This is a genomic window from Micromonospora sp. WMMD961, from assembly GCF_029626145.1.
Taxonomy (GTDB): Bacteria; Actinomycetota; Actinomycetes; order Mycobacteriales; family Micromonosporaceae; genus Micromonospora.
Genome location: NZ_JARUBJ010000002.1, coordinates 6217049 through 6231059 on the forward strand (window position 1 = coordinate 6217049; position 14011 = coordinate 6231059).

Genomic DNA, 14011 nt, shown 5'->3' on the forward strand with positions numbered 1-14011 from the left:
GACAAGGACTAACCCCCCGCCCCCGCACCCCGCACCCCCACCCCGGTCGATCATGGAGTTGTGGTGCCCCGCAAATGCCGCGGAACACCGTCAAACGACCACCACCACTCCATGATCGACCCGGTCGACCCGGTTTCTCAGATTTGCGGGGTCAGCAGGGCTTCGACCTCGTCGCGGCGGGGCGGGTCGGCGCCCCGGCGGCCACAGGTCAGCGCGGCCACCGTGGCGGCCTGCCGGAGCACCGCATCCCACTGCGGCTCGGTCACCGCGGCGAGGCGGTCGGCCGGTCGGTCGCCGAGCGCGTCGAGATCGGCCAGCGCCGCGAGCAGGCCACCGGTGAACGAGTCGCCGGCGCCGACGGTGTCGACCACTGTGGTGCGTACCGCCGCCGCCTCGTGCAGGGTTCCGTTCGGGGCGAGCAGCCAGGCGCCCTCACCACCCCGGGTCACCACCGCGCAGGACACCCCGGCCGCACGCCACTCGGCCATCACGTCGGCCACCGACCGGTCCGGGTAGAGCCAGGCCAGGTCCTCGTCACTGGCCTTGACCAGGTGCGCGAGGGGGACCTGCCGGCGTACCCGGTCCTGCTCCGCCTGCCGGTCGGTGACGATGCTCGGCCGCAGGTTGAGGTCGATCGAGAGGGTGAGCCCGTCCCGGTGGCGTTCGCGGGCGAGCAGGTCCTCCAGCACCTGCGCGCCGGGCGCCAGGGCGAGCGCGAGCGACCCGGTGTGCAACGCGGTCGCCGCAGACCCGGCAAGCTCGGGCAGCTCCTGCGGCGTCCACTGCCAGTCCGCCGCACCGGCCAGCCGGAACTCGTAGCTGGCCTGCCCGGTGGCGTTCAAGGTCGCCACGGCCACCGACGTGGGCTCCACTGCGCGGACCGCCCACTCCAGGTTCACCTGGTTGGTCCTCAGGTGCTCGGCGACCTGCCGACCGAAGTCGTCGGTGCCGAGCCGGGCCAGCAGTCGTACCGGCTGGTCCAGCCGGGCCAGGGTGACCGCCACGTTCGCCGGGGAGCCACCCGGCACGGCCCGCTCACCGTCAACGGTGACCACCAGGTCGATCAACGCCTCACCCGCGACCACGATCATGCGGCCACCTCCCCCGGTGCGAGCGGGCCGGCACCGCCGAGCCCGTCGGCCGCGCGGGACAGCAGCACCGCCTGGTACGCGTGGTAGACGTCCGGCCGGCCGTGCCAGACCGTGTCGGATGGCAGGTTCTGCGCGTCCAGCTCGTGTCGCCACCCGGTGCCGTCGATCAGGTGGCGGCGGGCGTACGCCCAGAAGACCCGGTACCAGTCGGCGTAGACCTCGTCGCCGGTGCGTCGGTGCAGGGTGATCGCCGCACCGACCGCCTCGGCGAGCACCCAGTGCATCCGGGAGCGGACCACCGGCTGATCGTCCCAGTCGATCGTGTAGACGAACCCGTCGGCGCCGTCGACCGCCCACCCACGTCGTACGGAGGCGGCGAAGAGGGCACGGGCGTCGGTGAGCAGCCAGCGTGGTGGCTGCGGGAGAACAGCCTCCAACTCCAGCAGCAGGCGGGCCCATTCCAGCCAGTGGCCGATGGTCGAGCCGTACGGCCGGAACGGGTCGGCGGGCTGGTCGGAGTTGTAGTCGGGCAGCGGCGTCCAGTCGGCGGTGAAGTGCTCGGGGAGCCGCCAGTCGTGCCGGGCGGCCTCGCCGTGGACCAGGTGGGTGGCGATCCGCAGCGCCCGGTCGGCCCAGCTCGTGTCGCCGGTCGCGGCGCTGGCCGCGAGGAACGCCTCGACCATGTGCATGCTGCTGTTGGCACCGCGATAGTCCTCGGTGACGGTCCAGTCCCGGTTCCACGATTCACGGACCGCGCCGGCGTCGTCGTCCCAGAACCGGTCACGCACCACGGCCAACGCGTCGGCGAGCAACTGCTCCGCACCCGGCCGGCCGGCGCGCACCGCGCTGGACGCGGCGAGCAGCACGAACGCGTGGTCGTAGCCGGCCTTGCGGTCGTTGACGGGTGCACCCTGTTGGTCGACAGCGCTGAACCAGCCGCCGTACCGGTCGTCGCGCAGCAGTGTGCTGAGCGCGGCGACGCCGTGGTCGACGAGGGCGGCGGCGTCCGGATCGCCGCCGCGGTGGGCGAGGGCGGCCACGTGGGTCATCCGGCAGGTGATCCAGGTGTACACCGGTTCGCCCCGATCCGGGGTGCGGTCGTCGGTGAGCCACCAGAAGCCGCCCTCGGGCCGGACCGACCGGCCGGCCGTGTCGAGCAGGGTGCGGGTCTGGTCGGCGAGGAACTCGGCCAGATCGGGCAGTTCGGGCGACCCGGCGGGAGCGGGCGTCGGGGCGGCGTCGGATCGGGGCAGGTCGGTCATCTCAGCTGGTCACCGTCGGGTAGGGAAGGGACATACGGCCAGGATCGGCGGCGGACCGGGTCCGCGCCGGGGAACGGTCAACAGGACACCGCGAACCGGCTGGCCGTACCGGTTGCGCCACCGGAAGGATCATGCGTACGGTTCCTTCCTTTTGTCCGTTGACATCGTTGTCACCCTCCAACCCTGCTCCGGTGGCGGGCCGACTGTCAATTCCGGTTGCGTCACACCGCACCGGAGCAGCATTCAGGGCCGACCGCGTCGACGGCGTCCTCGACGGCGAGACGGACGAGCCCGCCCCGGCCGTCGGCCCTCCGGTCAGGATCGGGCCCGGAACGGGGCGAGAGTGGCACGGATCTGGTCGCCCGCGCCCCAGTCGTCGTCGAACTGGGCCAGTACGGCGAGGTGCTGCCGCAGTTGGACGATCGGCATCCGGGCCCGCCAGTCGGCATCGAGACCGGTCAGCTCCGCGTAGACCGCGAAGAACCGGTGCGCCTCGGGCGGGGGCGCTGTCGACCACACGTGGGCGAGGTCGACCTCGGCCCACAGGTAGGACACCGCCGGGTCGATCAGCGCGGGCCGCCCGTCCGCGGTGGCCAGGATGTTCTGTGCCCACAGGTCGCCGTGCGTCAGGCATGCCGGCCGATCCGGCAGCAGGTCGGGCAGCCGGTGGCAGAGCCTCTCCAGCGCCACCCGATCGTCCCGGTCGAGGGCCGCCTCGACCCGGGGCTCCCCGAGCCACCGGAGCAGCCGGTGCTGGGCGAAGAACGCGAAGCCGTCGTCACTCCAGCCGTTGGTCTGCCGGCGGCGGCCCAGCCAGTTGTCCCGGTGCCAGCCGAAGCGTGGGTGCGTCGTGCTCAGGTGCAGGTGGGCGAGCATGTGCGCGAACCGCTCCCAGAAGGCCTCGCTGCGCGGCCTCGGCCGCAGCACCGACAACACGAGCAGCTGCCGGTCCGCCAGGATCACCTCGGGTGTCACCGCGCCGCCCACCTCACGCAGCGCGGCCAACCCTTCGGCCTCCGCGAGGAAGACGTCGTCGTCCGACGCCTCGGCGAAGGCCTTGACGAACACCGGCGGCGCCTCGCGGCGGGTGGCTATGCCCGCGACCGCCGCGAGCCCACCCGTCGCCGGCTCGACCGCGACGACATCGCTCATCCCGGCTTGCGCCAAACGGTCCCGCAGGAACGGCGCTGATTGCATCAGCACAGGATCCTTCATGTCCGGGCACGTGTTCAAGATCCGACCGTCAGGCAGGATGGCGGCATGATTCTGCCCGAAGGGCTCGACTGGGTACGCGGATCACCGACCGGCCGGAGCTGGCTGGCCTCCCTCCCGACCTGGCTGGCGGAGTGCGGCGAACAGTGGTCGCTGCGCCTCGGACCACCCTTCCGGCAGGCGTACGCGTCACTGGCGCTCCCCGCCGACCTGCCCGACGGCACGGCAGCCGTGCTCAAGCTCCAGTATCCCGACGAGGACAGCCGGCACGAGGCCGACGCGTTGAGCCATTGGGACGGTGACGGGGCGATCCGCCTGCTCGCACACGACCCGGGACGACGTGCCCTGCTGGTCGAGCGCTGCCGACCCGGCACTGCGTTGCACGAGCTGCCGATGGACCGGGCACTGGACGTGATGACGGGGCTGCTGCCCCGGCTCTGGCGGCCGGCCGGCGCGCCGTTCACCCCGCTCGCCGAGGAGGCCGCCGGCTGGATCGACCGGATGCCCCGCAGGTGGGCGACGAACGGACGCCCGTACGAGCGACGGCTGCTGGACGCCGCACTCGCCCTGCTCACCGATCTGGTGTCGAGTCAGGGTGAGCAGGTGCTGGTCAACCAGGATCTGCACGCCGGCAACGTCCTCGCCGCCGACCGCGAACCCTGGCTGGTGATCGACCCGAAGCCGCTGACCGGCGAGCGCGAGTTCTCGGTCGTACCGCTGGTGCGCGGTCGGGAACTCGGCCACTCACCGGCTGCCGTCCAGCACCGGTTGGACCGCCTGACCGCCGAGCTGAACCTGGACCGGGAGCGGGTCCGGGCTTGGACCATCGGGCACACGCTGGCCTGGAGCCTCACCGAGGACGCCGTCTTTCCGCACCAGATCGAGGTGGTCCGCTGGCTGCTCGACGGCTAGCGCCCACACCCCGCGCGGACCCGGAGCATGATCGTGCGCGAACCATGATGTAGTGGTCTGCTGCCCCGCCACGAGGCCACTACATCGTGGTTGCAGCACGATCAAGGGCGCGGGATCAGCCCGGCTGGCAGGTCCGGCACCAGTAGAGGTTGCGGCCGGCCAGCTCGCCGCGGCTGACCTCGGTGCCGCAGACGTGGCAGGGCGCGCCGGGGCGGCGGTAGACGTACACCTCACCGCCGTGCCGGTCCTCCCGGGCCGGCCGGCCCATCGCCTCCGGCAGGTGCACGTCGCGCACGGTGTCGATCCGGCCGTGCGCGACAGCTAGCCGCATCAGATCGACAAGGTCGGCCCAGAGCGCGTCCCAGCCGGCGCGGCTGAGCCCTCGACCGGGCATTCTGGGCGGCAGTCCGGCCCGGAACAGCGCCTCGGTCACGAAGATCAAACCGGTGCCGGCCACCACCGACTGGTCCAGCAGCAGCGCGGCCAGCGGCGTCGGGCTGCGGGAGATCCGGGCGTACGCCCGCTCGGGGTCGGCGTCTGCGCGCAGCGGGTCGGGCCCGAGGCGGTCCCGCAGGGCGGCCACCTCGGGTGGGGTGAGCAGTTCGCAGGCGGTGGGCCCGCGCAGGTCCAGCCAGTGCCGGTCGCTGGCCAGCCGCAGCCGCAGCTGACCGACCGGCTCGGGCGGCTCTCCCGGCCCGTCGGTGAACTTGCCGTACAACCCGAGGTGTACGTGCAGCGTCAGCTCGTCGGCGTAGTGGTGCAGCAGGTGCTTGCCGTACGCCTCGGTGCTCTCCAGCACTGTCCCGGAGAGCCGCGCGGCGCCCTCGGCGAAGCGGCCCTGCGGGCTGGCGGCGTGCAGCTTGTCCCCGGCGAACAGCTCGGCGTGCCGGGCCGCCAGGCGGTGGATCGTGTGTCCCTCTGGCACAGGTGCCAAGGATAGCCAGCCCCGCCCGGCCGGACGGCGCCGAACGACTCGGGCCCGCCGCGATCGACAGACCCCGCCGCGCTGATCGACTCGGCCCGCCGCGATCGACTCAGACCCCGCCGCGCTGATCGACTCGGCCCGCCGCGATCGACTCGCGCCCCGCCGCGCTGATCGACTCGCGCCCACATCCCGCTGATCGACTCGGGTTTCAGGAAACCGCAGTGTTCCGATGAGCGGGACACCGCGACTTCCGGGAAGGCGAGTCGATCAACGCGGGCGGGACGGTCAGCCCTGGCGCTGCTCCTTGACGCCGCTGACGAACGCGGCCCAGGTGGCCGGGGCGAAGGCCAGCGCCGCCCCGGTCGGGTCCTTGCTGTCTCGCACACCCACGACGCCGGGCAGGTTGTCGGCCACCTCGACGCAGTTGCCGCCACTCCCGCCGCTGCGGGTGCTCTTGCGCCAGGTGGCACCGGCAAGGTCAGTCATGATGCTCCTCGATGATCGAAATGATCATTTTCTCTGATTCTGCCTCACCCGACGCGAGCGCTTCCAGGTCCGACCAGACATGTTCGTAGGCGGCCACCTCGGCCGGCTTGTCGAGATACAGCGCTCCGGTGATGTTCTCGACGTAGACGGTGGTCGGCTCGGTCGACGCCCTTCCGAGCGCCTGCGGGAAGTCGAGCAGGACGAAGGTGCCGCTCTCGCTGGCCAGCGGCGGACCGGCGGCGAGCGGCAGCACCCGCAGACTCACGGTCGGCAGCGCGGCCACGTCGAGCAGGTGTCGCAGCTGATGAGTCATCGCCCGGTGGTCGGGGATCGTGCGCCGCAGCACGGCCTCGCTCAGCACCACCCGCAGGGTGGGCGCGGTGGGCAGCCGGCGAACGAGGATGCCCTGCCGTTGTAGCCGAACCTCCACCAACTTCTCCCGCTCGTCGGCGGTCATTGTCGGGTTCTTCCGGCGGAACAACTCGGTGGCGTACTCGCGGGTTTGCAGAAGCCCGGGGATCAACTCCGCATCGTATTGACGCAGCCCGGCAGCGGACGATTCCAGGCCGACATACAGCGAGAACCACGACGGAACCACGTCGCCGTACGAATGCCACCAACCTCTGGCGCGAGTCTCTTTCGCGAGGCCGGCAACGATCTCCCCCATGTCGTCGGTCACCCGGTAGAGAGCACACATCGCGCGGGCATCCACCACGCGCACCGGGACCAGCCCTTTCTCGATGCGCCACACCTTCTGCCGGGAGCAGTCCAACGCCTCGGCTGCGGCGTCCAGCGTCACCGAGGCTTCCTCACGGAGCTGCGTGAGCAGCCTCCCGAGCTGCCGTCGAGGGACCGTCGACCCGCTTGTTTCATCCGTCATGCAACATCACCGCTCTCCTCGTGCAACACGGAATGTTTCGCCACTCACGCATTTCCATTCCATCCCTCGTGCGTCATTTCGGCCTGAGAGTAGGGCGGGTCGGAACATTGCACAAGGTGGCCAGCATGGAACATGCTGTCACGCGTCATGGGAGCCCAGAAGTGACGTCGGAAATGGCGTCGGCAATAGCGCGCCCTCGGCAAGGAGCGCGCTATTCCTCGGGAGGAACGCCGCCATGCGCGTGTCGTACAACGAATACCTTTTGGTCACCGCGCTGACCCTTACCCGTCGACACCGGCCGGTCTGGAGTTGGGCGCGCTGGCGCACGGTGTGCCGGTGCGGCGCGGAACTGCCCTGCCGGGCCCGTCACCGCATCCCGATCAGCCGTGGGCACTGGCCCACATGACCGGCCTGAAGCCCGGCGATCTTCTGCTGATCGGCGAGGCGTGCTCGGTGCAGTTCGCCGACGACCGGGCGCTGCGCCTCCGGCTGGTGAGCATCGACCCGCGCCCGACGTACCAGGGGTGGGTCTGGCTGACGGGCTACGTCCTGAACGACAAGGGGCTGGCCGTCGACAAGCGCGAGGTGTTCGTGCAACAGGCCGGCGTGCGGATACTGCGCGCCGCGCCCGCGCTCACGCCCGCACCCCGCACCCGTGCCCGCCGCAGCGCACCCGCACCCGCACCCGCACCCGGCAAGTCGCCCACACCGGACAGGTCGGCTTCGGTCAGCGCGCCCACGCCGGGCAAGTCGACCCGGTCCGCCGCTGATCGACTCGCGTTCAAGGAAACCGGGGTGTCCAAGTAGGCGGGACACCCCGACTTCCAGGAAGGCGAGTCGATCAAGGCCGCGCCGAGCCGAGCCGGGACCAGAGCCGAGCCGGAAACCGAGTCGATCAAGGCCGAGCTCGGCGGCCATACCCGGAATTGGTGTCAGGAAACGTGCAGCGGGGTACTTCAGGGGCTGTACCGCGTGGGTGCCACCCTCTTCAGACGGCCACCACGCATTTATCAGGAGGTGTGTAGTGGTCAGGATTCCTTCGCTGTCCCGCCGGTCCGAGCCGGCACCGACGCGGGACGAGAACCTCGACGGCCGCGTGGACGGCCGCGACACCCCGGTCGCCGAGACCGGTCACTCCGACGACAGCGCCGGTCGCCCGGTGGTCACCGACCGGGACGCCGACCAGGCGACGTACCGCAGCGCCGGCGCGACCGGTGGCCAGACCAGCGAGGCCGAGCGGCGGGCCAACGAGCGGGCGGCAGTGGCCCGAGCCGCCACCGCGCGACCGGCGGAGACCGAGCCCCGGGGCACCGCCCGCCCGGTCGCGCCCGAGCCCGTGAACGGCACGGACCGCCCCGTCGCGCCCGAGCCCGTGAACGGCACGGACCGCCCCGTCGCGCCCGAGCCCCACACCGGCACCGCCCCCAAGGTGGAGACCGGGTCCCGGCCCGCCGTCGCGCCGACCACGGCGCGCACCGCCGAGCGCGACGCCGACCTCGACAGCACCACCCGTCGGCCCGACACGACTGACCGGGACACCACCGACCGGGACACCACCGACCGCCGGGTCGACCCGACCCCGGGCGTGAGCACGCCCGAGCCGCCGGTGGCGCGTGGCCCGAAGCCTCGGGCCAGCCTGCTGGCCACCCTCGGCCTGATCGTGTCCGTCGCCGGTGCGCTGTTCGTGCTGACCGGGACCCTGGCCGGGTACGGCATCGGGCTCGGCGCGTTCGGCGCGGTGCTCGCGGTGCTCGGCCTGATGGCCACCCGCCGTCGGCACGTCGCCGGCACTACCGACGCGCTGTTCGGCGTGCTGATCGGGCTGGCCGCGGTGGTGATCGGGGTCCTCGCGATGACCGGGCAGTTCGACTGGCCGACCACCGACGGCGACTGGGTGCAGCGCTTCCGCGAGTGGCTTGACTCACAGTTTGTCGATCGTTTCTAGCGGGCACTGTTCCGCTCGCCGGTGATGCACCGGCAGACAGCCGGCGGTTCGCCGGCAGCCCGAACAACCCGGTGGTTCACCGGCCGGGCACACACCCTTTCAGGGGCGGCGGTTCGCCGCCCCTGAAGTGTGTCGGGGCACGAGGACGCGGTGACGCGGCACACGAACCGGGCCCGGCAGATCCGTTTGTGCAACGAATCGAACCCGCCAGCCCCCCAGACGCAACGAATCTTCGGTCTGCGCAACTCTCAGTGGTGGATCCTGCCGCTGACGCCGCATAACGTTGAGCCACGGCGCCAGCCCGTGGGCCACGGTGGCCGGGCGCGCCCGACCCCTGGGAGCAGGACAATGACGATGGACGCCACCAGCCAGCGCCTGTTGATGTGCCGGCCGACGTACTTCGCCGTCGACTACGCGATCAACCCCTGGATGGACCCGACCGCGCCGGTCGACCCCGCGCTGGCCATCCGGCAGTGGGAGCAGCTGCGCCAGACGTACCGCGACCTGGGCCACACCGTCGAGGAGATCACTCCGGTGCCCGGCCTGCCCGACATGGTCTTCGCCGCCAACGGCGGCACGGTGATCGACGGCAAGGCGATGGCCGTGCAGTTCCGCGACCCGCAGCGCGCCGACGAGGCGCCGGCCTACCGGGCCTGGTTCGAGGACGCGGGCTTCGAGATGTACGACCCGAAGCACGTCAACGAGGGCGAGGGCGACGTCCTGCTGGCCGGCGATCACCTGCTGGCCGGCACCGGCTTCCGCACGGCGCACGCCTCGCACGCCCAGTTGCAGGAGGTCTTCGGCTACCCGGTGATCACCATGCAGCTGGTCGACCCGCGCTTCTACCACCTGGACACCGCGCTGACCGTGCTCGACGAGCAGACCGTGGCGTACCTGCCGGAGGCGTTCTCCCCCGGCAGCCAGGCGGTGCTGCGCCGGCTCTTTCCCGACGCCGTGCACGCGACCATGGCCGACGCCGAGGTGCTGGGCCTGAACGCGGTGAGCGACGGCCGGCACGTGGTGCTGCCGGCTCAGGCCACCGACCTGGCCGCCACGTTGCGCGACCGGGGCTACGAGACCATCGGTGTCGACCTGTCCGAGCTACGTAAGGCCGGCGGCGGACCGAAGTGCTGCACGCTGCGACTCCGTCAGGGAAAGGCAAGCAAGTGATAGTGGATGACATCCTGCGTACGCCGGGAGCGGTCCGGGACGCCGAGCGCTGGACGGCGCACAACTACCACCCGCTGCCGGTGGTGATCTCGTCCGCCGAGGGCGCCTGGCTCACCGACCTGGACGGCAAGCGCTACCTGGACTGCCTGGCCGGCTATTCGGCGCTGAACTTCGGCCACCGGCACCCGCAGCTGATCGCCGCCGCGCACGCGCAACTGGACCGGCTCACGCTGACCAGCCGCGCGTTCATCCACGACCAGTTCGCCGACTTCTGCCGGGAGCTGGCCGAGCTGTGCGGCAAGGACCTGGTGCTGCCGATGAACACCGGCGCCGAGGCGGTCGAGACCGGGATCAAGGTGGCCCGCAAGTGGGGCTACCAGGTCAAGGGTGTGCCCGCCGGGCAGGCCAACATCGTGGTCGCCGAGGGCAACTTCCACGGCCGGACCACCACCATCGTGAGCTTCTCCACCGACGAGGACGCCCGCGCCGACTTCGGTCCGTACACCCCGGGGTTCACCGTCGTGCCCTACGGCGACCTGGCCGCGCTGACCGCCGCGATCGACGAGAACACCGTCGCCGTGCTGCTGGAGCCGATCCAGGGCGAGCAGGGCGTGGTGGTGCCCCCGGAGGGTTACCTGCCGGGCGTACGCCAGGTCTGCACCGATCGGAACGTGCTCTTCATCGCCGACGAGATCCAGTCCGGTCTGGGGCGTACCGGCGCGACCTTCGCCTGTGACCACGAGGGCGTCGTGCCGGACATGTACCTGCTCGGCAAGGCGCTCGGCGGCGGCATCGTGCCGGTCTCCGCGGTGGCCGCGAACGCCGACGTGCTCGGCGTGCTCAAGCCGGGCCAGCACGGCTCGACCTTCGGCGGCAACCCGCTCGCCTGCGCGGTGGCCGTCGAGGTGGTGCGGCTGCTGGCGACCGGCGAGTTCCAGCGGCGTTCGGCGGAGCTGGGTGAGCGGCTGCGCGCCGGTCTGGAAGGGCTGGTCGGCAAGGGTCTGGTCGGGGTACGCGTGCGCGGTCTGTGGGCCGGTCTGGACATCGACCCGACGCTGATGAGCGGGCGGGAGGCGTGCGAGCGTCTGATGGAGCGCGGCGTGCTCGCCAAGGACACCCATGGCTCAACCATCCGGCTCGCCCCGCCGCTGGTCATCACCGAGGACGAGATCGACCTGGCGGTGGCCGCGCTCGCCGAGGTGCTGGCCGCCTGACGGACCGCACCGGCCAAGATCTGCGCAACTACAGGGAAAGTGCTGCCTCGACGTCGACCTCTGAGGCAGCACTTTCCCTGTTCTTGTGCGGATCTTGCCGCGTCCCGCGCCGCGCCTGCCCCGCGGCGGTGCGCAGCGGGCGGGGCGCGGGCGGGTCAGGGGCGCGGTAGGCGCATGGCCATCGTCGGGGCCTCGGCCATCACCGAGGTGGGGGTGAACGGCGCGCCAGCGGGCAGTTCCTCGGCTCGGCCGATCTGCACCCCGGGGTACAGCTCCACCATGTCGTTCTCACCGAGCACCCGGGACTGCTGCGGTGCCAGCGGGATCCGGTCCGACTCGGCCATCGAACCGGCCGGACGGATGCCGGAGCCGTTGGTGCTGACGTCGGTCACGATGACCTCGCCGACCCGCAACTCGAAGCGGACGTGACCACGGCTGATCCACCGCCGGGCCTCGTCGTTGAGCCACTGCCCGAGCATGATCCCGCCGTCCTGCTCGGGGGCCCGGCCGGCCACCAACGGCTGCTCCTCGCTCAGCACGAACCGCCGCCGGACCAGGCCGCCGATGCGTACCGCGAGGACCTCGGTGCGCGGGCGGGGCCCGGCGTCACCGAGGCGAACCCCGTGCCGGGGGCAGGTCGGTACGCCGTTGCGCAGCGCGGGCGGCGGCTGGGCGGCCGGGCTGCGGTCCGCACCCCCGGCAAGGTCGGCGAACGCGCCACCTCCACCACCGCCGCCGAACAACGCGCAACCCGACTCCGGGCAGCGCCACTGGCGGGCCAGCAGCTTCGCCCCGGTCGGTGAACGCTTTCCGGCCACCGGTGCGTGACCACCACCGACGTGCGCGATGAAGACCGGCCCGCCGGCGCCCGGCACCGCAGCGACCACCCGACCCGGCTGCTCGACCAGCCACGGGAACCGACCGCGCAACCCGTCGAAGCGAACACGGCTGAGCACCGGCAACCCGAGCAGGTCGGCCACCTCCAACATCCGGTCGCCCGGGTTGTCGAGCACCTCGACGAGCCCGTCGTCGGCCCACCGGCGGACGACCATCCGCTCGTTGGAGGTCAGGTCGGCGTCGGAGAGCAACGCCCGGTGCACCACCGCGTAGACCTGGACGCTGTCCTCCTCCAACTCACGGGAGAGCGCGTCGATGACCATGCCGAGCCGCAGCAGGCTGGCCGGCCGGCCGCCGTCGATGTCCTGGTAGCGGATCACCTCGGCCAGGTCGACCACGGCCCGGGCCAGCGACGGGTCGGTGCAGACCCGCCCCTCGATGGCGTCCAGCACCTTGCTGATCTCGAATCTCATGCCGCACTCCGGATGATCTCGTCGATCCGCCGGGCCAGCTCGAAGTCACGGTGGGTGACCCCACCGGCCGAGTGCGTGACGCAGCGGAAGGTCAGGGTCCGCCATCGGATGTCGATGTCGGGATGGTGGTCGAGCTCCTCGGCCACCGCCGCCACCCGGTCCACCACCCCGATGGCGGCCGGGAAACTGCTGAGCTGGGCGGTACGACCGATACCGGTCGGGTCGCCCGACCAGTCGGACAACCCGCTCAGCCCTTCTCGCACCGCGTCCGCGGTGAGCAGCTCTGCCATGAGCAGACCCTACCGGTGGCGCGTCCGACGGACCGGACGCGTCACCGGCACGGGGATGAGCGGCCGGACCCGCCGACGCGTCGGCGGGGCGACATCGGATGCCGCCCCGCCGACTCCCCCTCGCGTGGCCGCGAAGCGACCGCGTCGATCACGCCGCGCCGCGGCCGTACCTGATCAGCCGCGCAGCGGCCGGCCCACCTCGTGCAGGTGACCGAGCGCCTGCCGGTACGACTCGATCAGCCCGGTCTGCGCGTACGGGATGCCCTGCTCGGCGCAGTAGGCGCGGACGATCGGTTGGGCCCGGCGCAGGTTGGCGCGGGGCATGTTCGGGAAGAGGTGGTGCTCGATCTGGTAGTTGAGCCCGCCCAGCGCGGTGTCCACGAACCGGCTGCCCCGCACGTTGCGAGAGGTCAGCACCTGCTTACGCAGGAAGTCCAACTCGTCCTCGGCGGTCGGCATGGGCATGCCCTTGTGGTTCGGCGCGAACGCGCAACCCATGTAGAGGCCCCACAGTGCCTGGTGCACGACGGCGAACAGCAACGCCTTGACCGGCGACATGACCGCCAACAGCAGCGCCGCGTAGCCGACGGTGTGTGCGACGAGCAGTACCGCCTCGACCGCCCGGTGCCGCATCGGGGTGGTGTGCCGGCCGTCCGGCTCCCGCCCGACGATCGCCCGGATGCTGGCCACGTGCAGGCTCAGACCCTCCAGCAGGAGCATCGGGAAGAAGAAGAACGCCTGCCGCTGCGCCAGCCACCGGCCGAACCCACGGGTCTCCAGCGCCTGCTCGGGCGTCCACACCAGCGCGCCCGCTCCGACGTCCGGGTCCTCGTCCTCGTGGTTCGGGTTGGCGTGGTGGCGGTTGTGCTTGTCGACCCACCAGCCGTAGCTGAGCCCCACCGCCAGGTTGCCCGCGAGCAACCCGACCAGCTCGCTGGGCCCGCGCCGACGGAACATCTGCCGGTGCCCGGCGTCGTGACCGAGGAACGCGACCTGGGTGGTGGCCACCGCCATCAGGGCCGCCAGCGGCAACTGCCACCAGGAGTCGCCGAGCAGGAACACGGCCACCCAGCCGGCCACGAAGGCACCGAGGGTGAACACGATGCGGGTGACGTACCAGCCGGGACGCCGCTCCAGCAGGCCAGCCTGGCTGATGCGTCGGGACAACTGTGCGTAGTCACTGCCTCGCCGTCGTACCGGCGGTTCCGCCACCGCTCCGAGCGCCATCGCTGCTCCCGTTCCGCTTGCGCCCGGACCAGGGTGGTTCGGGCTTATTGTCAAGTCTCCCGATCGCCGTAGCGCTGAGTAACCCCG

At 71.6% G+C, this 14011-nt stretch carries 14 protein-coding genes; 5 read left to right on the plus strand and 9 right to left on the minus strand.

Features of this window, described 5'->3' with window-relative positions; genetic code table 11:
- Nucleotides 1–137: 137 nt before the first annotated feature.
- The 3 genes from O7614_RS28335 to O7614_RS28345 all read right to left on the minus strand — a co-directional run bounded on the left by O7614_RS28335 (nt 138) and on the right by O7614_RS28345 (nt 3505).
- Nucleotides 138–1091, minus strand: coding sequence for a carbohydrate kinase (locus tag O7614_RS28335; RefSeq protein WP_278141458.1), 954 nt, complete (start codon nt 1089–1091; stop codon nt 138–140).
- Nucleotides 1088–2353 carry an AGE family epimerase/isomerase gene (locus tag O7614_RS28340; protein ID WP_347404382.1) on the minus strand — a complete coding sequence of 422 codons (1266 nt, stop codon included), beginning with the start codon at nt 2351–2353 and terminating at the stop codon, nt 1088–1090. The genes O7614_RS28335 and O7614_RS28340 overlap by 4 nt, the downstream gene beginning before the upstream one ends.
- 315 nt (nt 2354–2668) lie before the next feature.
- Entirely contained in the window at nt 2669–3505 is an 837-nt protein-coding gene (locus O7614_RS28345) for a fructosamine kinase family protein (protein WP_278141459.1), read from the minus strand.
- Nucleotides 3506–3613: 108 nt separating this feature from the next.
- On the opposite strand from O7614_RS28345, the gene O7614_RS28350 reads away from it, so the two are divergent.
- A complete protein-coding gene (locus O7614_RS28350) occupies nt 3614–4477 on the plus strand; it encodes an aminoglycoside phosphotransferase family protein (protein ID WP_278141460.1) in 864 nt (287 codons plus the stop codon).
- Nucleotides 4478–4592: 115 nt separating this feature from the next.
- Here the strand turns inward: O7614_RS28350 and O7614_RS28355 are convergent, their stop codons facing one another.
- The 3 genes from O7614_RS28355 to O7614_RS28365 form a co-directional block, all read right to left on the minus strand.
- Nucleotides 4593–5402, minus strand: coding sequence for a DNA-formamidopyrimidine glycosylase family protein (locus O7614_RS28355; protein WP_278141461.1), 810 nt, complete (start codon nt 5400–5402; stop codon nt 4593–4595).
- A 285-nt stretch (nt 5403–5687) separates the two neighbouring features.
- Entirely contained in the window at nt 5688–5888 is a 201-nt protein-coding gene (locus O7614_RS28360) for a DUF397 domain-containing protein (RefSeq protein ID WP_278141462.1), read from the minus strand.
- Nucleotides 5881–6768 carry a helix-turn-helix transcriptional regulator gene (locus tag O7614_RS28365; protein ID WP_278141463.1) on the minus strand — a complete coding sequence of 296 codons (888 nt, stop codon included), beginning with the start codon at nt 6766–6768 and terminating at the stop codon, nt 5881–5883. The genes O7614_RS28360 and O7614_RS28365 overlap by 8 nt, the downstream gene beginning before the upstream one ends.
- 336 nt (nt 6769–7104) lie before the next feature.
- Here O7614_RS28365 and O7614_RS28370 point away from each other — a divergent pair, with 336 nt between their 5' ends.
- From O7614_RS28370 to rocD, 4 genes are all read left to right on the plus strand, one after another.
- The gene (locus tag O7614_RS28370) at nt 7105–7575 is read left to right on the plus strand and encodes a hypothetical protein (RefSeq protein ID WP_278141464.1); all 471 of its coding nucleotides are present in this window, start codon (nt 7105–7107) and stop codon (nt 7573–7575) included.
- A gap of 217 nt (nt 7576–7792) precedes the next feature.
- The gene (locus O7614_RS28375; RefSeq protein ID WP_278141465.1) at nt 7793–8713 is read left to right on the plus strand and encodes a thrombospondin; all 921 of its coding nucleotides are present in this window, start codon (nt 7793–7795) and stop codon (nt 8711–8713) included.
- A gap of 354 nt (nt 8714–9067) precedes the next feature.
- Entirely contained in the window at nt 9068–9883 is an 816-nt protein-coding gene (gene ddaH / locus O7614_RS28380; protein ID WP_278142412.1) for a dimethylargininase, read from the plus strand.
- Nucleotides 9883–11097 (plus strand): ornithine--oxo-acid transaminase, encoded by a 1215-nt coding sequence (rocD, locus tag O7614_RS28385; protein ID WP_278142413.1) that lies wholly within the window; start codon nt 9883–9885, stop codon nt 11095–11097. The genes ddaH and rocD overlap by 1 nt, the downstream gene beginning before the upstream one ends.
- A gap of 155 nt (nt 11098–11252) precedes the next feature.
- On the opposite strand, the gene O7614_RS28390 is transcribed toward rocD, so the two are convergent.
- From O7614_RS28390 to O7614_RS28400, 3 genes are all read right to left on the minus strand, one after another.
- Nucleotides 11253–12407, minus strand: a complete 1155-nt coding sequence (locus O7614_RS28390; RefSeq protein ID WP_278141466.1) for an FHA domain-containing protein — start codon at nt 12405–12407, stop codon at nt 11253–11255.
- Complete coding sequence (locus tag O7614_RS28395; protein WP_278141467.1) at nt 12404–12697, minus strand: 4a-hydroxytetrahydrobiopterin dehydratase; 294 nt, start codon at nt 12695–12697, stop codon at nt 12404–12406. The genes O7614_RS28390 and O7614_RS28395 overlap by 4 nt, the downstream gene beginning before the upstream one ends.
- 174 nt (nt 12698–12871) lie before the next feature.
- Nucleotides 12872–13924, minus strand: coding sequence for an acyl-CoA desaturase (locus O7614_RS28400; RefSeq protein WP_278141468.1), 1053 nt, complete (start codon nt 13922–13924; stop codon nt 12872–12874).
- Nucleotides 13925–14011: the final 87 nt, after the last annotated feature.